Origin of the sequence: Streptomyces sp. R302 (assembly GCF_012927245.1) — a bacterium.
In the GTDB taxonomy this organism is placed as follows: Bacteria; Actinomycetota; Actinomycetes; order Streptomycetales; family Streptomycetaceae; genus Streptomyces.
This window is the reverse complement of record NZ_JABBGE010000006.1, coordinates 229,188-253,883: the sequence shown is the minus strand read 5'-3', so window position 1 is coordinate 253,883 and position 24,696 is coordinate 229,188. Positions and strand designations below refer to the sequence as shown.

At 72.5% G+C, this 24,696-nt stretch carries 25 protein-coding genes; 4 read left to right on the top strand and 21 right to left on the bottom strand.

All coding sequences use genetic code 11. The features are described from left to right. Nucleotides 1-12: 12 nt before the first annotated feature. The 4 genes from HHL19_RS20275 to HHL19_RS20265 all read right to left on the bottom strand — a co-directional run bounded on the left by HHL19_RS20275 (nt 13) and on the right by HHL19_RS20265 (nt 1,785). Nucleotides 13-621 carry a DUF6766 family protein gene (locus HHL19_RS20275; RefSeq protein WP_346768314.1) on the bottom strand — a complete coding sequence of 203 codons (609 nt, stop codon included), beginning with the start codon at nt 619-621 and terminating at the stop codon, nt 13-15. After that, nucleotides 534-989 (bottom strand): hypothetical protein, encoded by a 456-nt coding sequence (locus tag HHL19_RS37480; RefSeq protein ID WP_240981740.1) that lies wholly within the window; start codon nt 987-989, stop codon nt 534-536. The genes HHL19_RS20275 and HHL19_RS37480 overlap by 88 nt, the downstream gene beginning before the upstream one ends. Nucleotides 990-1,052: 63 nt before the next feature. Next, nucleotides 1,053-1,388, bottom strand: coding sequence for a hypothetical protein (locus HHL19_RS20270; RefSeq protein WP_169091606.1), 336 nt, complete (start codon nt 1,386-1,388; stop codon nt 1,053-1,055). Continuing rightward, on the bottom strand, nt 1,378-1,785 hold the full coding sequence (locus HHL19_RS20265; RefSeq protein WP_169091604.1) for an STAS domain-containing protein: 408 nt from the start codon (nt 1,783-1,785) through the stop codon (nt 1,378-1,380). The genes HHL19_RS20270 and HHL19_RS20265 overlap by 11 nt, the downstream gene beginning before the upstream one ends. A gap of 116 nt (nt 1,786-1,901) precedes the next feature. Between HHL19_RS20265 and HHL19_RS20260 the strand changes: the two genes are divergently transcribed. Beyond that, nucleotides 1,902-2,252, top strand: a complete 351-nt coding sequence (locus HHL19_RS20260; protein WP_169091602.1) for a helix-turn-helix domain-containing protein — start codon at nt 1,902-1,904, stop codon at nt 2,250-2,252. A gap of 13 nt (nt 2,253-2,265) precedes the next feature. On the opposite strand, the gene HHL19_RS20255 is transcribed toward HHL19_RS20260, so the two are convergent. The 6 genes from HHL19_RS20255 to HHL19_RS20230 all read right to left on the bottom strand — a co-directional run bounded on the left by HHL19_RS20255 (nt 2,266) and on the right by HHL19_RS20230 (nt 6,038). Then, nucleotides 2,266-2,691 (bottom strand): STAS domain-containing protein, encoded by a 426-nt coding sequence (locus HHL19_RS20255; protein WP_169091600.1) that lies wholly within the window; start codon nt 2,689-2,691, stop codon nt 2,266-2,268. 90 nt (nt 2,692-2,781) lie between these two features. Next, a complete protein-coding gene (locus HHL19_RS20250; protein ID WP_169091598.1) occupies nt 2,782-3,177 on the bottom strand; it encodes a hypothetical protein in 396 nt (131 codons plus the stop codon). A gap of 213 nt (nt 3,178-3,390) precedes the next feature. Next, entirely contained in the window at nt 3,391-3,555 is a 165-nt protein-coding gene (locus tag HHL19_RS20245) for a CsbD family protein (protein ID WP_169091596.1), read from the bottom strand. A 16-nt stretch (nt 3,556-3,571) separates the two neighbouring features. Next, complete coding sequence (locus tag HHL19_RS20240) at nt 3,572-4,138, bottom strand: type 1 glutamine amidotransferase domain-containing protein (RefSeq protein ID WP_169091594.1); 567 nt, start codon at nt 4,136-4,138, stop codon at nt 3,572-3,574. A gap of 74 nt (nt 4,139-4,212) precedes the next feature. Further along, nucleotides 4,213-4,920, bottom strand: a complete 708-nt coding sequence (locus tag HHL19_RS20235; RefSeq protein ID WP_169091593.1) for a HemK2/MTQ2 family protein methyltransferase — start codon at nt 4,918-4,920, stop codon at nt 4,213-4,215. 17 nt (nt 4,921-4,937) lie between these two features. Further along, complete coding sequence (locus HHL19_RS20230) at nt 4,938-6,038, bottom strand: glutamate--cysteine ligase (RefSeq protein WP_169091591.1); 1,101 nt, start codon at nt 6,036-6,038, stop codon at nt 4,938-4,940. A gap of 134 nt (nt 6,039-6,172) precedes the next feature. Between HHL19_RS20230 and HHL19_RS20225 the strand changes: the two genes are divergently transcribed. Both HHL19_RS20225 and HHL19_RS20220 read left to right on the top strand, forming a co-directional pair. Then, nucleotides 6,173-6,517, top strand: coding sequence for a CDGSH iron-sulfur domain-containing protein (locus HHL19_RS20225; protein ID WP_169091589.1), 345 nt, complete (start codon nt 6,173-6,175; stop codon nt 6,515-6,517). Then, complete coding sequence (locus HHL19_RS20220) at nt 6,514-7,575, top strand: iron-containing redox enzyme family protein (protein WP_169091587.1); 1,062 nt, start codon at nt 6,514-6,516, stop codon at nt 7,573-7,575. The genes HHL19_RS20225 and HHL19_RS20220 overlap by 4 nt, the downstream gene beginning before the upstream one ends. A 130-nt stretch (nt 7,576-7,705) precedes the next feature. Here the strand turns inward: HHL19_RS20220 and HHL19_RS20215 are convergent, their stop codons facing one another. Next, complete coding sequence (locus HHL19_RS20215) at nt 7,706-8,767, bottom strand: zinc-binding dehydrogenase (protein ID WP_169091585.1); 1,062 nt, start codon at nt 8,765-8,767, stop codon at nt 7,706-7,708. Between the two features lie 252 nt (nt 8,768-9,019). Between HHL19_RS20215 and HHL19_RS20210 the strand changes: the two genes are divergently transcribed. Further along, nucleotides 9,020-12,235 (top strand): cytochrome P450, encoded by a 3,216-nt coding sequence (locus HHL19_RS20210; protein WP_169091582.1) that lies wholly within the window; start codon nt 9,020-9,022, stop codon nt 12,233-12,235. 64 nt (nt 12,236-12,299) lie between these two features. Here the strand turns inward: HHL19_RS20210 and HHL19_RS20205 are convergent, their stop codons facing one another. From HHL19_RS20205 to HHL19_RS20160, 10 genes are all read right to left on the bottom strand, one after another. After that, complete coding sequence (locus HHL19_RS20205; protein ID WP_169091580.1) at nt 12,300-12,926, bottom strand: TetR/AcrR family transcriptional regulator; 627 nt, start codon at nt 12,924-12,926, stop codon at nt 12,300-12,302. A 51-nt stretch (nt 12,927-12,977) separates the two neighbouring features. Then, nucleotides 12,978-15,191 (bottom strand): SpoIIE family protein phosphatase, encoded by a 2,214-nt coding sequence (locus HHL19_RS20200; RefSeq protein WP_169091578.1) that lies wholly within the window; start codon nt 15,189-15,191, stop codon nt 12,978-12,980. A 47-nt stretch (nt 15,192-15,238) separates the two neighbouring features. After that, a complete protein-coding gene (locus tag HHL19_RS20195; RefSeq protein ID WP_169091576.1) occupies nt 15,239-16,105 on the bottom strand; it encodes a phytanoyl-CoA dioxygenase family protein in 867 nt (288 codons plus the stop codon). Further along, the gene (locus HHL19_RS20190; protein WP_346768313.1) at nt 16,102-17,820 is read right to left on the bottom strand and encodes a transporter; all 1,719 of its coding nucleotides are present in this window, start codon (nt 17,818-17,820) and stop codon (nt 16,102-16,104) included. The genes HHL19_RS20195 and HHL19_RS20190 overlap by 4 nt, the downstream gene beginning before the upstream one ends. Further along, a complete protein-coding gene (locus tag HHL19_RS20185) occupies nt 17,817-18,092 on the bottom strand; it encodes a hypothetical protein (RefSeq protein WP_169091572.1) in 276 nt (91 codons plus the stop codon). The genes HHL19_RS20190 and HHL19_RS20185 overlap by 4 nt, the downstream gene beginning before the upstream one ends. Before the next feature lie 94 nt (nt 18,093-18,186). Next, nucleotides 18,187-19,287, bottom strand: a complete 1,101-nt coding sequence (locus HHL19_RS20180) for a phosphotransferase family protein (RefSeq protein ID WP_206324904.1) — start codon at nt 19,285-19,287, stop codon at nt 18,187-18,189. Continuing rightward, nucleotides 19,287-20,525 (bottom strand): acyl-CoA dehydrogenase family protein, encoded by a 1,239-nt coding sequence (locus HHL19_RS20175; RefSeq protein ID WP_169091568.1) that lies wholly within the window; start codon nt 20,523-20,525, stop codon nt 19,287-19,289. The genes HHL19_RS20180 and HHL19_RS20175 overlap by 1 nt, the downstream gene beginning before the upstream one ends. A gap of 29 nt (nt 20,526-20,554) precedes the next feature. Next, complete coding sequence (locus HHL19_RS20170) at nt 20,555-21,337, bottom strand: SDR family oxidoreductase (protein ID WP_169091566.1); 783 nt, start codon at nt 21,335-21,337, stop codon at nt 20,555-20,557. A gap of 3 nt (nt 21,338-21,340) precedes the next feature. Further along, on the bottom strand, nt 21,341-23,020 hold the full coding sequence (locus HHL19_RS20165; protein ID WP_206324903.1) for an AMP-binding protein: 1,680 nt from the start codon (nt 23,018-23,020) through the stop codon (nt 21,341-21,343). Between the two features lie 41 nt (nt 23,021-23,061). Further along, nucleotides 23,062-24,624, bottom strand: coding sequence for a long-chain fatty acid--CoA ligase (locus HHL19_RS20160; protein WP_169091564.1), 1,563 nt, complete (start codon nt 24,622-24,624; stop codon nt 23,062-23,064). Nucleotides 24,625-24,696: the final 72 nt, after the last annotated feature.

The following is a 24,696-nucleotide window of genomic DNA, read 5'->3' as shown; positions in this document are numbered from 1 at the left end:
CGGGAGGCGTCGTCAGCCCTCGACGCCGGTCGTGGTGTGGGCGGATCCGACCGGCTTGGACTCCGGTGAGCCGCGCTGGCGGAGATAGACCGACAGGATGGCCATCGCGGCGACGGCGAGGAGCTCCGACTGCCAGTTCTGCAGCGAACGGCTCCAGAAGTCGGAGGACGCGAGGTAGGCACCCCAGTCGAGCGGTGCCTGGAGCTGTCGCAGCCGCCCGCCGTTGTACGCCGCGGCTCCGGTGACGGACTGGGCGAACCACGAAAGGAGGAAGAGCGCCGCCATGGCCAGGCCCAGGGACCGGGAGTAGGCGCCCTGACGCCAGTCCTTGGTGCCGGCCCAGCGCGGCGAGTCGGGGCGGGCATGGTCGCCCATGTGCTGGTCGCGGTCGCTCTCGGTGCCCGCCCGTTCCAGGGGCTTCGACTCCGGCGAGCCGCGCTGCAAGAGGTGGACGGTGCCGAACACGTACAGGAAGAACTGCAGGAACTCCGACTGCCAGTTCTCGGTGACGTCGACGGCGAAGTCCGAGGACATCAGGTAGGCGCCGAACCCGATCTGCTGGAGTCCTTCGACGGCCAGCTGTTCGTTGAACTCGGCTCGTCCGTCGACCGCGGGACGCACCCCGCCGCGGTCACCTTCCACCCGTCGTCGAACTGCGACAGGAACAGGGTGTCGCCCGTCATGCGCAGCAGCGCGTCGCGCCCGTACACGTCGACGCCGCGCGCGGCACCGGACGGCGGCAGGCCGAGCTCCCGCAGGGCCGGGCCGCACGGGCCCTTGGCGTCCTCCTCGACCGCGTCGCGGGTCTCGGGGGCGAGGAGCGCGCAGGCGGCGCGGTGGTCCCCGGCGGCCAGCGCCGCGGCGAAGCCGCGACCGGCGGCGGAGGCGCCGTCCTCGCGCGCCGCGGACGCTCCGCAGCCGGACAGGACGCCCGCGATCAGCAGGACACCGGCCGCACGCACCGGTGCCGCACGCAGAGGTGTCGACATGGGCTCACTCTGCCCGTGCGGTCCGCCGCGGGCCGCCCCGCGCCGCCGCAGGCACCGCGGCCTTCACCCGTTCGCGCCCTCCCGCCGCGCGGCGTCGCCCGCGCCGAGCCCCGCCGTGACGCGGAGCAGTCCTCCGGGGTCGGGGAGCGGGAGGAGGTCGGCGGCCTGGAAGACGCTGGTCAGGGCGGTCTGGAGGGCGGTGCGCAGACCGGGGATCCCGGCCGCGATCCCGACGTCGGGATCACCGGCGTGGGCGGTGATGATGGGCCGGATCAGATGGTCGGCGTGCCAGAAGACGACCACGGCCGGCCCGTCGCGGGTGGTGGTCAGACCGCTGTCCGGTCCGAACCCGGCCTCGGCGAGCAGGATCTGGACGTCGTGGAGCAGGTCACGGGGCATGATCGTCTCCGCCGGGAGGGGCCTCGGCGGCCGGGAACCCCAGGAGGTCGGCGGTGCGCGTGAGGTCGAGCAGACGGGCGACCCGGGCGCTCGCCGAGACGACCGACAGTCGGCTGTGCCGGGCCTCGGCCAGCAGACGGACGTGCAGCAGCGTGTTCAGTCCGGTGGAGTCGCAGAAGGAGACCTCGGACAGGTCCAGCGTGAGCGGGGCGCCGTGCCCTGCGAGGGACAGGGCGGCCGTGAGTACGGTCTCCAGCTCGCCGGCGTTGTCCAGGTCGATCTCGCCGCCCAGACGCACGACCGTTCCGGCCCCGCGCGCCTCCGTCCGGTGCCGCAGCCGTTCGCCGGCGCGGTCCCCGGGGGACGCGGGAGGTGGTGGGGCGGGAGAACGTGTCATGCCTCCTCCTGGGAGGGAGGGCCTGTCCTCCGAGTCTGCGCCTCGGCCGCATACCGGTCAACAGTTACGTGAAACGTTCTTCGCATGATCGGGCGGCGAGGGGGAAGAATCCCGTCATGCAGGGCAACGGAGCAAGCCCGGGATGGACCTTCCTCACCAGCCACGCGCGGGTGCTGCTGGCGATCGCCCGGGACCCGGGCATCCGGTTGCGGGACGTCGCGGCCCACTGCGGCATCACCGAGCGCACCGTGCAGAACATCGTCGCCGACCTCGAAGCGGGCGGATACCTCACCCGGACCCGGGCCACCGACGGCCGCCGCAACGTGTACCGCATCGACCCCGCCGCGCCCTTCCGGCACCCGGCCGAGGCCGGCCACGAGATCGCCGGGCTTCTCGAACTCCTCGGCCCCCGGCCGGATCGAGCGCCGCGCGACGACGTGTACGAGCACGCCCCGAGGGGCCGGTGACGCGCGGCGGGCGTCAGCCGGGGTGTCGGGCGAGGCCGGCGTCGGCGCGGTCGGCCGCGAGGGCGAGCACCTGGTCGGTGCCCGTCAGCTCGAAGAGGCGCCGGATCTGCCCGGTGAAGGGCCCCACGAGCACGAGCTGCCCCGGGTGGCCGTGCGCCTCCAGGAGCTCGTTGAGGAAGGAGGAGTCGCCGAACGTCACGCCCGAGAGGTCGAGGGCGATCCGCTCCGCGTCCGCCGCGTACGCGTCGTCGAGCGCCGCGCGCAGACACGGCAGCGTGTCCCGGTCGAACTCCCCGCGGACGACCAGCAGCCATGTGTCCGGGGGAGCGGAGAGGTCACGGGTGACCGTCGCGACGCCCCGGGACTTGTACGTGTGCGCGCCCGACGCCACGAAGCCCTGCGGAATTCCGTCCTCGGCGAACTCTGCGCTCTTCGTCATCTGCGGATCGCCTGGTTCCCGGAGGGGTCGTGTCGGTACACGCTGTCCCTCCAGTATGCGCCCGGCTCCGCTCGGATCGAGGAGGGCGCCTCAGCCGGGCGGGCACTCGGTGTCGACGTGAGCCCGGACGACGGCGCCCGAGGCGGGCGTGCTGCGCCGGACGGTGACGTCCCGGGCGAGGAGCGTGACCAGATCCCACCAGAACACGTACGGCCCATGGGCGGTCGCGGCCTCGGACGGCGGCCGGGCACCCATGACCAGGATGTCGAGGCCGTCGGAGGCGAGCCGCAGCTCCAGCACGCACAAGCCGCCCGCGTGGGCGACGAGCTCGCTGGCGATCAGCGCGGCGTCGTCCTCCGACGCCTGGCGGACGACCTGGCCGAAGAACAGGGCCTGGTCGGCCAGCCGGTGCACCTCGCGCCGGGCGTACGCCGCCGCCCCGGGCCCTCCCACGGGCTGGGACCGCTGCCGCAGGCAGACCTCCATCCGTAGCACCTCCTCGCCCTGCGTTCCTGCCCTGCCTCTGCCCCGCACGGTGCCACCCACGCACCCTTACGCCTCCCGAACTTCCCTCGCGCGGGAGTGGGCGCGTCCTGCGCGGAGCGGGCCCCCGGCGGAAGGGGATCGCCGGGGGCCCTGTCGTGTCCGCGGAAGGCGGTGGCCTCCGTCGCGGCGACGACCCGCTCGTGCCTGCGGATCTCAGGTGTGCCGCTTCATCGCGTCACGGGCCTTCTCGGCCGCCTCGCGGACCTTGCCTTCGGCCTGCTCCGCCTTGCCCTCCGCTTCCATGCGCCGGTCGCCCGTCGCCTTGCCCAGGGCCTCCTTGGCCTTGCCCTTGCCCTTGTGCATCGCGCTCTTGCCCATCACACGTTCCTTTCCGTCACTCACGGCTCCCGCCGTCGTCGAGGGCCCGGACGATCGCCGCCGAGAAGGCGTCGAGGTCGCGCGGCCTGCGGGAGGTGATCAGGGGATGCGGCCCCGAGGTGTCGACGACGACCGCGTGGTCCGTCCAGGTGCCCCCGGCGTTCTCCAGATCGGGACGGAGCGAGGGGTACGAGGTGAGTTCCCGGCCCTTGGCGAGCCCGCTGTCGACGAGCAGCCACGGCCCGTGGCAGATGGCGGCCACCGGTTTTCCGGCGGCGGCGAAGGCCGAGACGAGACGGCGTGCGTCGGCGTCCGTCCGCAGCCGGTCGGCGTTGAGCGTGCCTCCGGGCACGACCACGGCGTCGTAACCCTCCGCGGTCTCCCGCGCGAGGGTCGTGTCCGGTCGGACGACGGCACCGGGATCGCGGTCGGAGACGAGGGTCCGTACGGGTTCGTCCTTCCGCGCGGCGATCACGACGCGGGCCCCGCTCTCGCGGAGGGCGGCGACCGGTCTCGTCAACTCATCCTGTTCCGTACCGTAGTTGGTGGTCAGGACCAGCACGTTCCGTCCATCGAGCGACACGGTTCGTCTCCTCTCCGGTAGCCGGTGCGGCCGGGGCGGCCGCTGTCGTCGGTGCGGCTCCCCGCTTCGGCGCCTCACCGCCCGGGCGGGTCCTCAAACGTGCCCTCGCCGCCCGATCCCGGCCGGCCGGCCGCGTCGAGGACCGCGCGGATCACCACCAGCTGCTCCGTACGGGCCTTCGGCGGGATCAGCCCCCGTTCCCTCAGCCACCCGGCGCGCGCCGTCGTGACCGGCCCGAACGGCTGGGTCCTGCGCGCCGCCACGTACGCCCGAAGCCCCCTGCGTTCCAGGGCCGCCAGGCTGTCGGAGACACCGCTCAGCGACGACTGGACGAGCAGCAGCACGCCGTGGGCCACGAGGAGCGCGGGGGCGGCGTGGCAGATCCGGTCGAGCAGCAGCCGGCCGTCGGGGCCCGCGTCCCAGGCCAGGCCCGGGCCCCGGGGCGGCCCGCGCGACGGGAGGGCGGGCACGTAGGGCGGGTTGACGGTGACGAGGTCGAACCGTTCGCCGGTCACCGGCGCCGTGAGGTCGCCGCGGAGGACCCGGATCCGGCAGCGGTGGAGCGTGGCGTTGACCCGTGCCGTGGCCGCGGAGACGCCGGAGACGTCGACCGCCGTCGCCTCCGCGCCCCTGCGGGCCGCGGCGATGGCGAGGACGCCCGTCCCCGTGCACAGATCCAGCGTGCGCGCGCTCGGCCCCAGCTCCTCCCGGGCGAGGCTCTCCATCAGCAGGGCCGTGTCGCCCTGCGGGGCGTACACGCCCGGCGGCCTGACCACGCGCATGCCGACCCTCCCTCCGTTCATGCCGTGGCGGTCGTCTCCGCGAGGGAGTCGACCACGTCGGTGAGGCGCCGGTGCCGGCGGTAGACGGCCCGCTGCCGTGCCGCGCCCGCGCCCCGGGCGCGGATGCGCCGCCACTGGCACAGGGCGCGTCCGGTGTCGCCGACGGCGTCGAGCCCCGGCCGCGCCCGGTCCACCAGCCGGTCGCCAAGGTCGGCGGCGGGCACCTCCCGGCCCGTGCGGGGATCGAGGCCGAAGCCGGAGAGGCCGTAGCGGGCGGCCAGCTCGTGGGCGAGGAGCAGCCGGCGGTGGGGCACCCGCGGGGCCGGGCGGCCGTCGAGCACCTCCGGAAGCAGCGCCATGGCCAACCCCCGTACCAGACACGCCAGCAGGACGACGGTGTCCACGTCGGCGTTGGCGTCGGCGACCCGGATCTCCAGGGTCGGGACGTGCTCGGAGGGGCGGGCGTACCAGTAGACCATCCGCCGGTCGAGCAGGGTGCCGGTCCGCACCAGCTCCGCCACGCGGGAGAGGTAGCGCGGCTCGTCGAGGTCCGGGGCGGGGCCGACGGTGGGCCACCTGGCGTACTCCACCGAACGCCAGCTGTCGAAGCCCGTGTCGCGGCTCCGCGCGTACGGCGAGTTGGCGGTGATCGCCTGAAGCACCGGCAGCCAGGGCGCCATGCGCCGGGAGAGTCCGAGCGCGGCGTCCCGCTCCAGGGTCCCCACGTGGATGTGACAGCCGCAGACCAGGCCGTCGACGCGGCCGAAGTGGGACGCGTACCGGCGCGCCATGCGTCGGTACCGTTCCGTGTCGGTGACCGTCAGCGGACGCGTGGGCGGCAGCACCGAGGTGCCGGTGGCGACCGGGCGGCAGCGTGCCGTACGGGCCGCTTCCCCCAGCACCGCGCGCATCCAGGACAGCTCGTCGCGCAGGTCGCGGCACGAGGCCGTGGGCCGAGTGGCGGTCTCCACCTGGGCGTTGAAGAACTCCCGCTGCACCTGCTCCCCGAGCACCCGACCGGCCGAGGCGAGCACCTCGGGAGCCCGGTCCACGGGGGTCCGGCTGACGCGGTCGACGAGCATGAACTCCTCCTCGACCCCCATCGTCAGGATCTTCATGGCCGGCTCCTCGCGTCGGCAGGCGGCTACCCGGCACGGGCTCGCGCACTCGCCCGGTCGCGGCGCGCGGTTCGAGCCCGGCGGGGCGGGCAGTCGCGCCGTATCGACGCTGTCGACGCGACGGAGGGTGTGTGATGTCGGCTTCCCCGAACGCCCATGGTTGTCCGCCGGTGCCGTGCCGTGAGGACGACGGAGCGGGACGCCCCGGCTCCGCACGCTCCCGCACGGATCCGCCCCGCCTCCGGCCGCTGCCGGAGGGGCCGCTGCTCGTCGAGGGGCCCGCGGAGATCGTCATGCCCGACGGGACGGTGATCCGCTGCGAGCGGCCCGTGATGGCCCTCTGCACCTGCCGGCGGAGCCTGCGGGCCCCCTTCTGCGACACCAGCCACCGGCGCCGCACCCGCAGATCGCCCGGGAAGGCGGCGAAGGGGGAGAAGGCAGAAAAGGTGGAGAAGGCGGAGAAGGCGGGGTCGTCATGACTCCGCTGCCGACGTCTTCCGCCACCGAGCCCGAATCCGCCAGGGCTCCCGGGACCCCCGAGGCCCCCGAGGCGCGGGGCGAGGTGTCCGGGGCGATACGGAGCCGACTGCTCGACGGCGGCGGCGCGCGGCTGCCGCGGCCCGCGGAGATCGCACGCTGCTCCCCGTACGGCGAGGATCTCCAGCTCGCCCTCCACCTCTGCTACGAGCTCCACTACCGCGGCTTCGCCGGCGTCCCCGACACCCTGGAATGGGACCCCGGCCTCCTTGGGGTGCGAGCCCTGCTGGAACACCGCTTCGAGAGCGCGCTGCGCCACGACTGCAGCCCCCTCCCGGACGTCGGCGAGGCCCTGGACGCCCTGCTCGTCGAACCGGCCGACGGCACCGGCGTCCCGGACTTCCTGATGTCCCGGGGCGAGTCGTGGCACCTCCGCGAGTACGCCGCCCTGCGCTCCGTCCACCAGCTGCGCGAGGCCGATCCGCACCTGTGGGTCGTGCCCCGGCTGCTCGGGCGCGCCAAGGCGGCGATGGTGGCCGTCGAGTACGACGAGTACGGCTGCGGGCGGCCGGAGCGGATGCACTCCCGGTTGTACGCGGACCTGATGGCCGCCCTCGACCTCGACCCCTCGTACGGGCGGTACACCGACGCCGCCGGCGCGGAACTCCTGGCGGCCTCGAACCTGATGTCGCTCTTCGGCCTGCACCGGAGACTGCGCGGGGCGCTCGTGGGCCACTTCGCCGTCCTGGAGACGACCTCGCCGCCCGCCGCCTCCCGCATCGCCGCGGCGACGCGCAGGACCGGGGCGGGCGCGGCCGCCGGGCGGTACTTCGACGAGCACGTGGAGGCCGACGCCGTCCACGAGCAGGTGGTGCGCCGGGACGTCGTGGGCGGCCTCCTGGACGCCGAGCCCGCGCTCGCCCCCGAGGTCGCCTTCGGCATCACCGCGACCTGCCTCCTGGAGGACCGGCTGGCCGCCCACGTCGTGGACGCCTGGTCCCGCTCCGCAAGCGCCCTGCGCACGCCCCTGTCGCCCGCCACCGCGCCCCACATGCGCTGATACGGCCCTTGAACTGCGAAAACGCTGGCAGAGAAGGGCCCCCGGGCCAGGCAGTACCGGACCGGCCGGCGCACCCGGCCCGCGCCGCCCGGTCCGGCTGACGCCGGGGACGTACGCACCGCCCTCCTGCTCAGGGGGTGAGCACGAGGCGGATGGGGTCTCCGATCTTCTTCTCCAGGCGGGCGACGGCGTCCGCGGCCTCCGCCAGCGGGACGTGGGCGCTGACGGAGGGGCCGAGGTCGATCCGTCCGGCGGCCGCCAGTCCGACGAGCTGTTCCACGTGCTCCGGCTCGGAGCCGTAGTGCCCGCGGATCTGCCGGACGTTGAAGCAGAAGTCGATGCTGTCGGCGACGGTGACCGGCTCGGGGGTGAGGCCGGCGAGCACCAGGACACCGTTCGGGCCGAGCACGGTGGTGGCCTGGGCGCGGGCCGCTCCGACGCCCGCGAAGTCGAAGGCGACGTCGATGCCCCGGCCCGCCGTGGCCTCGCGCACCGCCTCGGCGAAGTCTCCGGCCATGGGGTCGAGCGCGTGGTCGGCGCCGAAGAGGAGGGCGCGCTCGCGTGCGGAGGGCAGCGGGTCGACGGCGATGACGGGGGCGGCTCCGACCAGGCGGGCGAGCCGGATGCCGTGGGCGCCGAGGCCTCCGGCTCCCCAGATGCCGACGGCCTGGGCGGGGCGGACCGCGCCGGTCTCCACGATCGCGGCGTACGGGGTGGAGACGGCGTCGGGGATGATCGCGGCCTGGTCGAACGGCAGGTGGTCCGGGATGGGGAGCAGGGTGTCCTCGCGGGCGAGGGCGTACTGCGCCCAACCCCCGTCGTAGTCCACTCCCCGGGTCAGGGGCCGGCGGCAGAGCATGTGGCGCAGGCAGTCGGCGCAGTCGCCGCATGCCTGTCCGGCCTGGAGCACGACCCGCCGGCCGGGGGTCCAGTCGCCCTTCACGTCGGGGCCCACGGTGTGGACGACGCCTGCCACCTCGTGGCCGGGGGTGATGGCGCCGGAGTCCCTGACGGCGTCGACGGGGTAGAAGGGGCTCAGGCTGCCGTCGATCAGATGGATGTCGGACAGGCAGACGCCGGCGGCCCGCACCTCGACGAGGACCTCGCCCGGGCCGGGAACCGGGATCGGGACCTCTTCGACGGCGAAGGTACGGGTGTCCAGGCGCAGCCGTCCGGCCAGCATGGTGTTCATGCGGAAACCTCGATGTGTGCTCGGTGAATAGCGCGCACGCAGCTCGTGCGCTCGACATGGTCGGTTGACCATGTCGCTCAACCGTGTCCAGTGACGAGGTCGCCTGTCAAGCCGTTTCCGCCGGACGTTCGCAGGGCTCGTCGAGTTCCGTCGATCGACTGTGTCCTTCAATACAGTCAACCGACATGTTCACTCGACAAAGTCGCATGTAGGTTGGTGGGCGACTGCTGGAGTGCGACGAAAGGCACGCTCATGACTCAGGTGTCCGTAGGTGCGGCGCGGGCGATCCCCGAGCGCCCCCCGCTGCCCCTCGTAGGCCACGCGTTCAACGTTCCCGCGGGCGCGGACTTCCTGGCCTACCTGTTGAAGGAGTTCAGGGAGTTCGGACCCGTGTACCGGCTGCGCATCTTCGGGAGGGACACCGTCATGGTCGGCGGTCTGGACCTCGTGACCGAACTGTCGGACGAGAGCCGGTTCCGCAAGCACGTCCACGCCGACCTGGTCGAGGTCCGGGCCCTGGCCGGGGACGGTCTGTTCACCGCCTACAACCACGAACCGAACTGGCGCAAGGCCCACGACATCCTGATGCCCGCGTTCTCACTCGGCGCGATGCGCAGCTACCACGCCCCCATGCTCACGGTCGCCCGCTCGCTGATCGGCAAGTGGGACCGGCTGGCCGGGGTCCAGTCGGTGGACGTGCCCGACGAGATGACCCGGCTGACCTTCGACACGATCGGCCTGTGCGGCTTCGGCTACGACTTCGAGTCCTTCCGCCGCGACGACCTGCATCCGTTCGTCGAGGCGATGGCCCGGGCCCTCGTCTTCGCCCAGGAGAAGGGCGAGTCCATCCCGGGCTCCGAGCTGTTCAAGAGGAAGAAGGTCGAGCAGTTCCGCGAGGACGTCGACCTGATGACGGACCTCGTGGACGACGTGATCAGGGAGCGCCGCGCCTCCGGTGACACCGGCACGGACGACCTGATGGGGCTGATGCTGCACACCAAGGATCCCGTCACGGGCGAGCCGCTGGACGACGTCAACATCCGGCACCAGGTGATCACCTTCCTCATCGCCGGCCACGAGACCACCAGCAGCGCGCTCTCCTTCGCCCTGTACTACCTGACCAAGCACCCCGAGGTGCTCGCCAGGGCCCAGGCCGAGGTGGACGCCCTGTGGGGCGACACCGAATCCCCGGACCCCCAGTACGGTGACATCGGCAAGCTCACCTACATCCGCCAGATACTCAACGAGAGCCTGCGGCTGTGGCCGACGGCGCCCGCGTACGCCGTCGAGCCGATCGAGGACACCGTCATCGGGGGCAAGTACCCCGTACGCAAGGGCGATTCGCTGATGGTGATCGCCTCGGCCCTTCACCGCGACGCCGCCTGGGGGGAGAACGTCGAGCTGTTCGATCCCGAGCGCTTCACGCCCGAGCGGGAGGCGGCCCGCTCGGTCCACGCCTTCAAGCCGTTCGGCAACGGCGAACGGGCCTGCATCGGCCGCCAGTTCGCGCTGCACGAGGCCACCTTGCTGCTCGGCCTGCTGGTGCACCGCTACCGCCTGATCGACCACACCGACTACCAGCTGAAGATCAAGTCGACGCTGACCATCAAGCCCGACGGGTTCAGCCTGCGGCTCGCCCGCCGCACCGGCGACGAGCGGCGCCGGCCCGCCGCGACGGCGGCGGACCCGGCCACGAGCCGGACCGCGACCGTGGCGCGCCGGGCGAGCGGCACCGCGCTGACCCTGCTGCACGGCTCCAACCTCGGCACCTGCGCCGGCATCGCCCGCGACCTCGGCACGGACGGCGAGGAGCACGGTTTCACCCCGTCCGTCGCCTCCCTCGACCAGTACACGGAGAGGCTGGCCGGCTCCAAGGGCCCCGTCGTCATCGTCGCCGCTTCCTACAACGGCCGCCCCACCGACGACGCCGCCGAGTTCGTCGCCTCGCTGGAGCACCTCGCCCCCGGCTCGCTCGCCGGGCTGCGGTACGCCGTCCTCGGTGTCGGCGACCGCAACTGGGCGGCCACCTACCAGCGGATCCCCACCCTGATCGACGAGCGTCTGACCGCCGCCGGCGCCGTCCCGCTCCTGGAGCGCGGCAGCGCCGACGCCTCCGGCGACTTCGGCGGTGTGGTCGACCAGTGGACGGAAGACCTGTGGAAGGCGCTTCTGGACGAGTACGGCGAGGCCGCCGCCGGTGAGACGGCCGCCCCCGCGCCCGAGGCGGAAGGGGGAGGGCTTTACGAGCTGGAGGACACCTCGGAGTCGGTCCTCGGCGGTCTCGCCGAGCGCCACGGAGTCCGGCCGATGGAGGTCCTCGACGCGTACGAACTCGTCGACACCGACCACGAACTGGGGCGCTCCAAGCGGTTCCTGCGGCTCCGGCTGCCCGAGGGCGTCACCTACCGCACCGCCGACCACCTGGCCGTCCTGCCGAGCAACCCCGAGGCCCTCGTCCAGCGCGTCGCCGACCGCTTCGGCCTCGACCTGGACCGCACCGTCCGGCTGCGTGCCCGCCGCCGCAGCCGGGGCGCCCTGCCCGTCGACCGGCCGCTGACCCTGCGCCGCCTGCTCACCGACTTCGTCGAGCTCCAGGACGCGGCCACCCAGGAGCAGATCGCCGTGCTCGCCGAACACACCCCCTGCCCGCCCGAGAAGCAGCCGCTCCTCGCCTTCGCCACCGCCGAACCCGAGACCTTCCGGGAGCAGGTGACCGTCGCGGGGCTCAGCGTCCTGGACCTCCTGGAGCGCTACCGCGCGTGCGAACTGCCCTTCGAGCGCTTCCTGGAGCTGCTGCCCGTACTGCGTCCCCGGCACTACTCGATCTCGTCGTCCGCCGCGGCCCGGCCCGGCGAGGCCGACCTGATGGTGTCACTGCTCGCCGCGCCCCACCGCTCGGGAGAGGGCACCTTCCGGGGCATCGCCTCGCACTTCCTGCAGACCGTGGACGCGGGTGACGTGATCCAGGCCCGGGTGCTGCCGTGCAGCGAGTCCTTCCGCCTCCCCGAGGACACCTCCGTGCCGGTGATCCTGGTCAGCGCGGGCACCGGCCTCGCGCCCTTCCGCGGCGCGGTCCTCGACCGTCACCACAGCGGCTCGACCGGCACCCTGCTCTGCTACTTCGGCTGCGACCACCCGGACGTGGACTACCTCCACCGGGACGAGTTCGAGGCGGCCGAGGCGGCCGGCGCGGTGAGCATGCGCCCCACCTTCATGCACGCGCCCGAGAACGGCGCCCGCTTCGTCCAGGAGCGCATCGCCCGCGAGAGCGAGGAGGTGTGGGCGGTCCTGGAGGCCGGCGGACGCGTCTACATCTGCGGCGACGGCCGCCGGATGGCTCCCGCCGTCCGGGAGGCGTTCATGGCGATCCACCGTGAGCGGACCGGTGCGAGCGACGAGGAGGCCGTGGCCTGGCTCGCGGCCCTGGTCGCGTCCGGACGCTACGTCGAGGACGTCTGGGCCGGCTGATTCCCCCGCGGAAACGGTGGTGGGCACGCCTTCCCGGGTGTGCCCGCCACCGTTTCGCGTGGTGTCAGCCCACCGGTACGTCCGGGAGGTCGAGGTCCCCCTTCGCCAGCGCCACGGTCGCGGCCACGAGCGCCCGGAGCCCCGTCCGCTCGGTGGCCTCGTCCGGCAGGCACTGGAGGACCTGCATGGTGAGTCCGTCGAAGCCGGAGAGGAAGAAGCGCGCCACCGTCTCCGGGGACTCGGCCAGTTCCTGCCCCGTCCTCTCCGCCGTCTCCGTGATCACCTGCGCGGTCACCTCTATGACCCGCCGGTAGTGGCTCTGCCGGGCCTCGTTGAGACCGGGCACGCGCAGGGCGAACATGGTGAGCTCGCTGAGCAGCTGGTGGTGCGACGACGGCTCGCGCACGGTGCCCCACAGGGCACCCGCCAGGGCGCTGAAGGTCTCCTCGAAGCCCGCGTCCTGCGGCGCCGCCCGCTGCACCTGCGCGACCAGCTCGTCGGTGATCTGGTCCATGACGGCTCGGTACAGGTCCTCCTTCGTACCGAAGGTGTAGTGGACGGTGGCCTGCGCGACGCCGAGCTCCGCGGCGATGGCGCGGGTGCTCCCCGCGGCGACGCCCTCCCGGGTCATGAGGTCGATGGCCGCCTTGATCAACTGGGGGCGGCGCTCCGCCGCGGAAACATGAGCCATAGGCCCACTATATCGACTTAGTCGATCGATCAAGTCGGCGCGGAGCAGGCATTACGTCACTTCGGCGGTCGACGCGCCGGCCGCGGGGAGAGCCTGCTCGGCCCAGATGACCTTTCCCTCGCGGCCGTGTCGCGTCCCCCAGCGCTCCGCGCACTGGGCCACGAGGAGCAGGCCGCGGCCGCCTTCGTCGAAGGTCCGGGCGTGGCGCAGGTGCGGGGCGGTGCTGCTGGCGTCGGAGACCTCGCAGGTGAGCGTCGACTGGAGGATCAAGCGCAGCTGGATCGGGCTCTTGCCGTAGCGGATCGCGTTCGTCACCAGTTCGCTGACGACCAGCTCCGTGGTGAAGGAAAGATCTTCCAGCCCCCAGGCCGCCAGGACGTCGGAGGCGAAGCGGCGGGCCCCGGACACGGCCGCCGGATCGGACGGGAGGTCCATCGTGGCCACGTGGTCCGGGTCGAGGGCATGGGTCCGGGCGACGAGCAGGGCGACGTCATCGGCGGGGCGGCCGGGTAGCAGCGCGGCCAGCAGCCGGTCGCAGATCTCCTCCAGCGAGTCCGGCGCCGAGGCGAGGACGTCGTGCAGCGTGGCGAGTCCCAGGTCCACGTCACGCGTGCGGCCGGCGATCAGCCCATCGGTGTGCAGGACCAGCAGGCTGTCCTCCGCCAGCTCGAACTCGGCCGTCTCGAAAGGGAGTCCGCCCAGGCCGAGGGGCGGTCCGATCGGCACCTCGGGCGACTCGACCACCCTGGAGGACCGGGGGGTCTCGCCGGTGGCCGGGGAGGTCACCACGGTCGGCGGGAGATGGCCGGCACTGGCGAGGGAACACCGGCGGGAGACGGGGTCGTAGATCGCGTACAGGCAGGTGGCGCTGGTCTCGCCCTCGTCCGGCGACTCCTCGCGCTGCATCCGGATGACCACGTCGTCCAGATGCGTGAGGAGTTCGTCGGGCATGAGATCGATGTCGGCGAAGGCGCGGACGGCCGTGCGGAGTCGGCCCATGGTGGCGGCGGCGTGGAGGCCGCGACCGACCACGTCGCCGACGACCAGCGCGACGCGGGCCCCGGACAAGGGGATGACGTCGTACCAGTCGCCGCCCACACCCGTGCGGGAACCGGCGGGCAGGTATCGCGAAGCCGTATCGACGGCCGACTGCTTCGCCGTGTGCCGCGGCAGCAGGGTCCGCTGGAGGGTGAGCGCGGTGGAACGCTCCTGGGTGTACCGGCGGGCGTTGTCGATGGACACCGCCGCCCTGGAGGCGATCTCCTGGGCCAGCAGGAGATCGTCGTCGTCGAAGGGGACCGAGGTGCGATGGCGTACGAACTGCACCAGGCCCAGGGTGTCCCCGCGGGCGTGCAGGGGCACGAGGAGTACGGAGTGGAGGCCGAGGTCGCGCAGGACCCGGCCGTGGGACGCGGACGGAGCCACCCACGGGGGCAGCTCGGTTCCCGCGATGTGCTTCAGGACGGACCGTCCGGTGGCCAGTGCGCGCACCGGCTCCGAGTCGTCGGGGTAGGCGTGGGTCTCACCGACGCGGAGCCGGGACTCCGGACAGCCGTCGAGGACGGAACGCTGCGCGACGCGGCGCTGCGTCCGGGCCTCCGGCGAGCCCGTGCCCGTCTCGTCGAGGGCGGAGTCGAGGAGGTCGACGGTGACGAGGTCGGCGAAGTCCTCGGTGCAGACCTCCGTCAGCTCCTCGGCGGTGCGGGTGATGTCGAGTGTGGTCCCGACGAGCTTGCTCGCCCTGTCGGTGAGGGCGAACCGACCCTCCAGCAGACGGTCGCGTTCCTCCTGGTAGGCGGCGACGACCTCTTCCGAGGAGTGGTCCACGTAGTCGAAACCGAGCGTCACCAGCCTCATGGAGGCCAGGTGGATCAGGTGCCGGTCGGCGGTGAGACGGGCGGCCTCGGCCTGCACCTGTTCGAACAGACCGAGGTGGCCGAGCCGGTAGGAGCGCAGGAGCCGGCTCACCGGGATCCCCTGCCGGGCGTAGAGGCGGCCCAGGGCCAGGGCGGCCGGGGGAGCCTTCGACCCGCTCGCGCCGGGGCGGTTCTCCAGGAGATCCAGAAGGGCGGTGACGTGCTGGGCCGTCTCCTCCAGGGACAGGGCCCCGATGTCCGCGTTCTCCCACAGCTCGGGGAGCTCGCCGTTCATGCGCCGGAGCAGCAGGACGGCCAGCGTCGTCACCTGTGGTCTGAGGTGGCGGGCCAGCTGACCAAGGAACGCATCGACCTCGGTTCCCATAGGGCGAATGTACGGGAAAGCCATGACGTGCGCTCCTTGGACAACCGCGGCGGCTCCGGCCGGTCCGGGGCTCAGAGGCCGAGGTGGTCGCCCAGATCGGCGTAGTCGACCTGCCACAGGCCGGGAGAGCCCGTGGGGTACTGGGAGCGGAAGCCGAGCATGCGCTGGACACGCGGCGAGAGCGTCCTGGCGAGCTCCCTGTCGACCAGGAAGGGGTACGCCTCCTCGCCGGTGAGGAAGCCCGCGTTGAACGTGAAGGCGAGGCCACGCCGGTACTCGTCGCCGGTCCGGTTCGCGCCACCGCCGTGCGCGGTCTTGCCGCTGATCAGAAGGACGTCACCCGCGTTCATGACCGCGGGAATCGTCTGCTCGGGCGTCCCGCGGTCCTCGAAGTCGCTCCAGTGGTTGCTCCCGGGGATGACGCGGGTGGCGCCGTTCTCCTCCGTGAAGTCGGTCAGCGCGACCAGGAAGTTGATGGTGACCTCCGGGCCGGCGGGCCCCATGCCGATGAACGGGAACCAGTTCTCCAGGTCACGGTGGAGCATCTGCGCCTGGTTGCCGGGGCCGATCTCGATCACCTGGGCGGTGGTCATCCAGTACGTGCCCGACTCCTGGAGGAAGACGAGGTCGCTGATCTCGTGGACCAGGGGATGATCGATGACCTCGCCGCGGAACGTGGCGCTGTGCGTCACCAGGTTCGTGAGGCGCTTGGTGTTGCTGCCGTGGAACGCGGCCACGACCTCGTTCTCGTGGGTCGACCCCGGGTCGAGCGCCCGCAGCGGCTGCTCGATCTCGGTGTTGAAGCGCGCGATCTGCTCCCGCGTCAGGAAGCCCTTGACGATGACGCCACCGTCACGGGTCACGATCCTGAGGATCTCCTCCGCCGACGTGTCGTTCGCCACGGACGTCAGGGGCTGGGCCTTGTTCTGTGTCGTCATGGGCGTCCTCTCCCTCGATGTGCGTCGCGGTCGATCGACCGCGCGTTTCCCTGTGGTTCCTGTGATGTCGGTCCTACTGTCGCCAGCCGGGACCGTGGGCGAGAACGACAGCGGGCACCTGCTTCGCCCGGGCCCGGTGCACGATGCACAGGTGTGGTCCGCTCCCAGGGACGCGCGCTGCCGAGCCATCCCAGGAGGAAGGCTCCCGGGACGGAGACCAGCCCGGGGGTGTGGAGCGGGAACAGGGCGAAATCCTGGTCCGGCGACAGCGCCCCCTCCGTTCCGGACACGGCGGGGGAGGCGAGGGTCAGGAGTACGCAGAGGGACAGCCCTCCGTAGACCAGCCACAGCAGCCCCCGGCGGTCGAAGCCGGTCCAGAAGAAGGAGTAGACGAGCGCGGGGAACACGCACGAGGCCGCGAGGCCCAGCGAGAAGGCGAAGAGGAACTCGATGGGGTAGCGATGGACGGCGGTGGTGAGGACGAGACTCACGGCGCAGAGCGCGACGACGGACAGCCGCAGGACGGCCGGCTCCCCGATCCCGACCCTGGTACGCCCCTTGCGCCCGACCAGGTCGCGGGTCACGGAGACGGCGGCGGCGAAGGTCACGCTCGCCACGGCCGTGAGGACGGCGAGGAAGGCGACACAAGCCACGAGGGTGATGAGCACGACCCGGCCCGTGGAGTCGTGGGGGAGCACCTCCGAGGCCAGGAGGATCGGGGCTCCTTGTCCCTTCGCGTCGACCGCCCCGATCTGCGCGCCGCCCACCACCGCCGCCGCGGCGAGGCCGGTCGTGATCAGGAGGAGGTAGAACAGGCCGGTCAGCCCTACGGCGACGCTCAGCGAGCGCCGGGCGGCGGACGCGTCCCGGCCGGCGCCGACGCGCAGGAGCAGGTGGGGCATCATCGCCGTGCCGAGGACGACGACGATGTGGTCACTGAGCGTGCCGAGCGGACCGAGGTCGGCGATGTGCGCCCACAGGCCGGGGCCGAGGTACTCGCCCGGAGACATGCTCGTGTCCGCGGCTGCCGACAGCAGGGACGAGGGACTCCAGTCGAACAGGCGGAGAGCCAGCAGAATCACCGCGGCCAGCGTCACCAGGGCGACAGGCACCTTGGCGACCTGCACGAAACTGGTGCCCCGCAGGTCGGCCACCGCCGCGAAGCACGTGATGAGGCAACCCATCATCACCGTGCACACCACCTGGGCCTGCTCGGTGGGCATGCCGATCAGAAGAGCGGCGGTGATGCCGCCGGCCCGCAGCTGGACCATGAGCAGGGGCACGGCGATACACAGCGTCACCACGGCACCGGCGATCCGCGTGCCCGGCCCCTCGGCCCGCAAGGAGAACAGCTCCCCCAGCGTGTAGCGGCCGGTCGCGCGGACCCTGGCGGCGAGGAGCAGGAAGACGCCGAGGGCGAGCGCGCTGTCGACGGCGGCCGAGACCCCGTCGTAGCCGAAGAGGGCGATCGATCCCGGCAACGAGACCAGGATGACGACCGTGATCTGTTCCCCCGCCATCGCGACGCCGTTGAAGACGGGCGGGAGGGACCGGCCGGCGACGTGGAGGCGTTCCGGGTCGTCGTCCTGGGTGGCGAGCGTGAAGACCCACAGCAGGCAGAGGCCGATGAAGACGAGGAAGGAGCTGATGACCGCGCCCCTCGCGGCGGGGCCGATGAGGTCGGGCGAGCCGGCGCCCAGGAGGTACGTCGTCACCACGCGCCCCCGGCCGAACGGGCCGCGGCGGTCGTCCCCGGGGCCGGCTCGGAGGAGGAGGCGGCCCGGTTCTCGTACCACCATGTCCCGGCGACGAGGACGACGAGCTGTGCGAGCGCCCACACCATGCCGAGCGTGAGGCGTCCGTACACGGAGACCCCTCCGAGGGACGTGGAACAGGACAGCAGGACACCGACGGCGAGCGGCAGCCCGTTGACGGCGACCAGCACCCGTGTGTCACGGGGGGAGCGCCGGGAGGAAGCGGAGGGCACGGGACCTCTCTCTGGAGGAACAGGGAAGGTGGACACGGCGTGGGGCGGGCGGAACGGTCGCGGCCGCGCACCCCGCCCATGGGCCCGTCAGGGGTCAGCGGCGCGCGGCCGCCGACACGCCGGCGTACTGCCCGGCCCGCTCCAGCAGGCGGGGGACACCCGAGGCGAGCGACGGTCCGAAGGACGTGTCGTGGGGGCGCTCACCCCGCTGCCAGCGGGTGTGGATGGCCTCGCAGAAGATCGCCGCTTTCCAGAGCGCGAGGGTCTGGTACCAGGGCAGCGGGGTCAGATCGAGGCCCGTGCGGGACTGGTAGCGCTCTGCCAGTCGGCGCCGGGTGGGGTATCCGGGCGACCGGGTCACCGGGGTGAGTTCGAGCGGGGTGGCAGGGCTGCCGGCCTCGGACCAGGTGGCGGTGAGGTAGCCCAGGTCCGCGAGCGGGTCGCCGAGGGTGGCCATCTCCCAGTCCAGGATCGCGAGGACCCTGGCCGGAGCCCGGGGCGCGAACATGAGGTTGCCCATGCGGTAGTCGCCGTGCACCACCGAGGCGGCCTGACTCGTCGGCAGGTTGCGGGCGAGCCAGTCCCCGATGCGCTCCACGGCGGGCAGGTCGCGGGTGGTGTTGACCTCCCACAGGCCGCGGAAACGGTCGACCTGGCGTCGCAGATACCCCTCGGGGCGGCCCAGGGAGGCGAGTTCTCCTCCGGAGACGTCGAGGCCGTGCAGGGCGACGAGGGTGTCGACGACGGCCTCGCCGGTGGCCCGGCGCTGGTCGGCGGGGGAGAGGTGCGGCGGGACGGTGTCGGTGACGACCGTCCCGTCGACCCGTGACATGAGGTAGAACGGCACGCCCAGCAGCGACTCGTCCTCGCACACGGCGATGATCTCCGGTACCGGTACCCCGTGTTCGCCGAGGATCTTTTGGATGCGGGCCTCGCGCACCATGTCGTGCGTCGACTTCGGCAGCGGTGGGCGCGGGCCGCGGCGCAGGACGACGGACGCGCCGTCGCGCTCGATGAGGTACGTGATGTTGGACTGGCCGTCGCCGACGCGTTGCCAGGCGAGCGGGCCGCTGCCGATGCCGTGTGCGTCGAGGAAGCCGGCGACCGCGTCGACGACCAGCAGCGGAGGGCTGTCGAGGTGGCCGGTCCGCTCCCCACTCGCGACGACTTCCACCCCGTCGGGGACGGTGAGCATCACGCGTCTCCGTCCCGGCCCACGACAGCGTCGCCCCGGTACGGTTCCCCGGCCCGGACAGCGGCGCTGCGCCCGGCCGAGGCCCGGCGGGCGATGGCCCACCTGTGGGTCTCGTTGGAGCCGTCGTAGATGCGGAACGGGCGGACCTCGTTCAGGTACTGGGCGAGCGGGAGTCCGTCGGAGACGCCGTCGCCGCCGCAGATCTGGAGGGCGCGGTCGATCACCCGGAAGATCGCCTCCGAGCAGTGCACCTTCGCGACCGAGGACAACGCGGACCCCGCCTTCGGGTCGCTGTGCAGCAACGCGGCGGTCCTGGTGATGATCGCGTCGGACGTCTCGATGTCGATGACGGATTCGGCGATCAGGTGCTGTGCCAGGCCGAGCGTGTCGATCGGGCCGCCGAACAGCTCCCTCTTCCCGGCCCGGTCGAGCGCGATGTCGTGCGCCCGCCGCGCCAGCCCCAGCCACCGCATGCAGTGCGTGAGACGGGCCGGCCCGAGCCGTACCTGCGCGTACCGGAAGCCGAGTCCGACCTCGCCGAGGACCGCGTCGTCGGGGACGAAGCAGTTCTCGAGGTACACGTGCGGGTGGCCGCCGTCGATGGAACGGTCGACGGTGTGGATCGCCTCGCCGATGCGGATGCCGGGGTCGGTCATGTCGACCAGGAACATGGTGGCGCCCTCGGGGGAGCCGTCGACGGCCGGGGTCCGCGCCATGACGATGCAGAACGCGGCACCCACGGCGCCGCTGGTGAACCGCTTGTGGCCGTCGACGACCCAGCCGCCGTCGGCGCGCACGGCCGTGGTCCGCAGCGCCGCCGGGTCGGATCCCGCTCCGGGGTGGGGCTCGGTCATGCCGAAGCAGGACCGGATCTCGCCCGCGCCCAGCGGCGCCAGCCAGTGCTTCTTCTGCTCCTCGGTCGCGATGAGGTTGAGCATGTGCATGTTTCCCTCGTCGGGGGCCATGCAGTTGAGCGCGACGGGACCGATCGGCGAGTAGCCGGCCTCCTGGAGGATCGGCGACCAGTGCTCGATGGGCAGACCCTGCCCGCCGTACTCCTTCGGTACGAGCGGCGCGAAGACGCCGGCCGCCTTCGCCGCGGCCCGCAGCCGGTCGCGGGCGGCCTGGTCGAGGCGTCCGCCCGGTACGGGCTCCGCGTCGATGACGACCTCGCGGATGAACCGGCGCGTGCGTCCACGCAGTTCCTCCACCTCGGGAGGGAGATCACTGAAGGTCATGACGGTCCTTTCGGGGGTGGGCTCGGTCGTCAGGCGGTGCCGCCGGCGACCGTGAGGCCGCCGTCGACGGTGAGGACGTGACCGGTGACCCAGGAGGCGTCCTCCGAGGCCAGGTACGCCACGGCGGAGGCGATGTCCGAGGGCACGCCCAGGCGCCGCAGGGGGTAGTCGGCGGCCACCTCGGCTTCCCTGCCCTCGTACAGGGCCTCGGCGAACCGCGTCTTCACCACGGCGGGGGCCACGGCGTTGACCCGGATCTCCGGGCCGAGTTCGACGGCCAGGGTCCTGGTCAGGTGGGACACCGCCGCCTTGCTCACTCCGTAGAGGCCGATGCCGGGCGACGGGGTGTCGCCGGTGACGGAGGAGAGGTTCACGACGGTGCCGCGGCGTTCGGCGAAGCCGAGCTTCGGGTGGGCCACGGCGTCCTGCACCCAGGCGAGGGTGGCGAGGACGTTGACCTCAAGGACCTTGCGGGCGACGTCGAGGTCCAGGCCGACGACGGGACCGTACGCCGGATTGATGCCCGCGTTGTTCACGAGGACGTCGAGGCCGCCGAACTCGCGCGCGACGGTGTCGAAGACCTCGCGGCGGTGCTCGGGGTCGTCCGCCTTGCCGGCGACGGTGAGGACGCTGCCCGGGGGAAGCGTGGCGGCGGCCTCTTCGAGCGGTCCGGCCTTGCGGGCCGTGAGGCACACGCGGGCCCCTTCGGCGACGAGCCGTTCCGCGACGGCGAGACCGATGCCCCGGCTCGCGCCGGTCACGACGGCGGCACGGCCCGAGAAGCGGCCCTGGTCGGTGTGGTTGTCGCTCATGGATCAGTCCTTCGAGGGGGAATCCGGCCCCGGGCCGTCGAGGCCGCGGAGCTCGGCGCGCCGGATCTTGCCGCTCTGGGTCTTGGGCAGGTCGGCGAGGAAACGGATCGCGCGGGGACACTTGTAGGCGGCCAGCCGATCGCGGGAGAAGGCGATCAGCTCTTCCGCCGTGGCGTTCCGCCCCGCCTTGAGCGAGACGTAGGCGACGACGGTCTCGCCGCGGTACGCGTCCGGCTGTCCGACGACCGCGGCCTCCAGGACCGACGGGTGCTCGTACAGGGCGTCCTCGACCTCACGCGGCCAGACCTTGTACCCCGACACGTTGATCTGGTCCTTGAGCCGGTCCACCAGGTAGACCCAGCCCTGCTCGTCGATGACGGCGACGTCGCCGGTGCGGAGCCGGCCCTCCGGCATGGTCCGGCGGGTGGCCTCGGGTCTGTCCCAGTAGCCGGGTACGACCTGCGGCCCGCTCAGTTCCAGTTCGCCCTGCTGCCCGCTCGGCACCGGGTCGCCGTGCGGGTCGACGACGCGCGCGGTGAGGTGCGGCAGGGGTTTGCCGATGGACAGCGTCCCGCTCGGCGGATGCACCGGCGCCCGCTCACCCGGCGGCACGGCGATGACGGCGGACGTCGTCTCGGTCATCCCGTAGCCGTTGTGGAGGTAGACGCCGAACCGCTCCCGGAACCGCTCGACGGTGGCCGGCGGGATCGGCGCGCCGCCCGAGTACAGGGCCTTCGCCGACGCGAAGTGCTCCGGGCCGGCCTGCGGCAGCTCGTAGATCGCGTGGTACGCCGTGATGGAGCCGATCGTGTAGGTCACCCCGTGCTCGGCGAAGGCCTCCAGGGCGACCTCGGGGTGGAACCGGCCCGCCAGGACCAGCGTGGTGTCGGTGAGCAGGGAGATCGTCGCGTTGACCACGGCGCCGGTGATGTGGAACAGCGGGGCCATGGCGAACACGACGTCCCCGTCGCCCACACCCATCCACGACGCGCAGGTCCCCACCACGCTCAGGACGTTGCCGTGGGTGTTCATGGCGCCCTTCGGCGGCCCCGTCGTTCCCGAGGTGTACGTCAGGAACGCGACGTCGTCGCGGGTCGGCTCCACGGACGCGGGACGGCGGCCCTCGAATTCGCCGATCAGCTCCACCAGGTCGCCGTCCGGGGCCGGGGCGTGGCGTCGCGTCGCCGCGAAGACCCGCGGATCGTCGCGGGACCGGTAGTCCAGCGCCGACGTGCTGACCAGCCAGCGCACCGTGCTGCCCGCCAGCGTGCCGAGCGTCTCGTGGACGTCCTCGTCCGCGCAGACGACGCCGACCGCCCCGGAGTCCTCGATGATCCGGCGGAGTTCCTGACGCCGGTACATCGGGTTGAGTCCCAGTGCCGTGGCCCCGAGCTTCCACAGGGCGAGCAGCACCAGCGGGTACTGCGGAATGTTCTGCAGGTACACCCCGACGCGGTCGCCCCGGCCGGTTCCGCGGGCCTCGAACGCGGCGGCCAGGGCGTCCGACGCCGCGTCCACCTCCCGTGCGGACAGAGCGCCGCCGAAGTAGCGGAGCGCCGTGCCCTCCGGGTTCCTCGCCACGCGTGCCTTCCAGGCGGCCACCAGCGAGGCGGGTGCCGCGTCCGTCCTCGTACCGAACCCGTCGGGGAGCGCGTCCCGCCGTCGGCCCTCGTCCACTGTCATCTGCCGTCCCTTCCACCCATGTCCATGCGCTTGGCGTGCGGTCACGTGAGTTCGCGCTTGAGGATCTTTCCGGTGGACGTCATCGGCAGCGTCTGCACGATCTCCACGATGCGCGGGTACTTGTAGGCGGCCATCTGCTCCCTGCCCCAGGCGATCAGCTCGTCGGGACGGGCCTCGGCGCCGCGGTCGAGGATGACGAACGCCTTGATCTCCTCGCCGTGGCTCTCGTGCGGCACGCCGACGACCGCGGCCAGACCGACCGCCGGGTGCATCATCAGGACCTCCTCGATCTCGCGCGGGTACACGTTGAAGCCACCGCGGATGATCAGGTCCTTCGCCCGGTCGACGATGTAGTAGAAACCGTCCTTGTCCCTGCGGGCCAGGTCACCGGTGCGGAACCAGCCGTCCCGGATCGCTTCGGCGGTGGCCTCGGGGCGGCCGTGGTAGCGCTTCATCACGTTGTGGCCCTTGACCGCGATCTCCCCGACGGCGCTGCCCGTGCCGTCGTCCTCGACCTCCGACCAGTCCGACGTGACGAGCTTGAGCTCCACGCCCCAGATCGGCACGCCGATCGACCCGGGCCGGGGCTCCCGCGCCGGATCGCTGAAGGTCACCACGGGCGAGGTCTCGGAGAGGCCGTAGCCCTCCAGGACCTGGACGCCCAGCCTCTCCCCGACCTGCTTGACGAGTTCCGCGGGGAGCGCGGCGCCACCGGAGACGCCGACGCGCAGGTTCCTCGCGATCCTTTCGACGTCGACGTCGACGTCGTCGGTGAGCGCCTGCAGCAGTCCCCACCACATGGTGGGGACGCCCGCGAAGAAGGTGATGTCCTCCTGCCGCATCAGGGCCACCGCCTGCCGGGCGTCGAACCGTGGCAGCAGCACCAGCGTGCTCGCCGTCGAGAAGCCGGCGTTCATCTGCACGGTCGCGCCGAACGAGTGGAACAGCGGCAGCACGACCAGATGGGTGTCCTGGGCCGGCCGGTTCTCCAACAGCCGGTTGCACGCGAGGGCGTTGAGCACCAGGTTGGCGTGGCTGAGTTCGGCGCCCTTCGCCTGTCCCGTCGTACCGCTCGTGTAGAGCAGCACGGCCGGGTCGTCCCCCGAGGTCCCGATGCTGTCGAAGGTCGTCGCGGTGCCCCGCAGCGCGGCGCCCATGGTCTCGGCGCCCTCGATCGGGCTCTCCGCCGCGGGGTCGGCGGTGATGACGAAGAAGTGCTCGCAGCCCGGGGTCTCGCCGAAACCGGCGTGGCCCTCCGCGCCCATCGGCAGGCCGTCGCCGCCCTCGAAGCAGAAGTACGCCTTCGCCTCCGAGTCGGCGAGGTGGTAGGCGATCTCCCGGCCCTTGAGCAGGATGTTGAGCGGTACGACGACGGCGCCGGCCTTGAGGATCCCGTAGTAGACGATCGGGAACCAGGGCAGGTTCGGGCAGCTGAGCGCGACCTTGTCGCCGGGCCAGACGCCGCGGTCGACCAGGAGGTTGGCCACCTGGTTGGCGGCGGCCTCGACCTGGGCGTAGGTCAGACGCGTCCCGCCGAGGACGACGGCGTCCCGGTCCGGGTGCGTGCGGGCGGAGTCCTCGAGCAGGACCGAGAGGTTCAGCATGGTGTGTCTTCCGGAAGGTGGACCGGGCCAGGCCGCGGGGAACAGGACACGCGGCCTGGCTCGGAGCGGGTG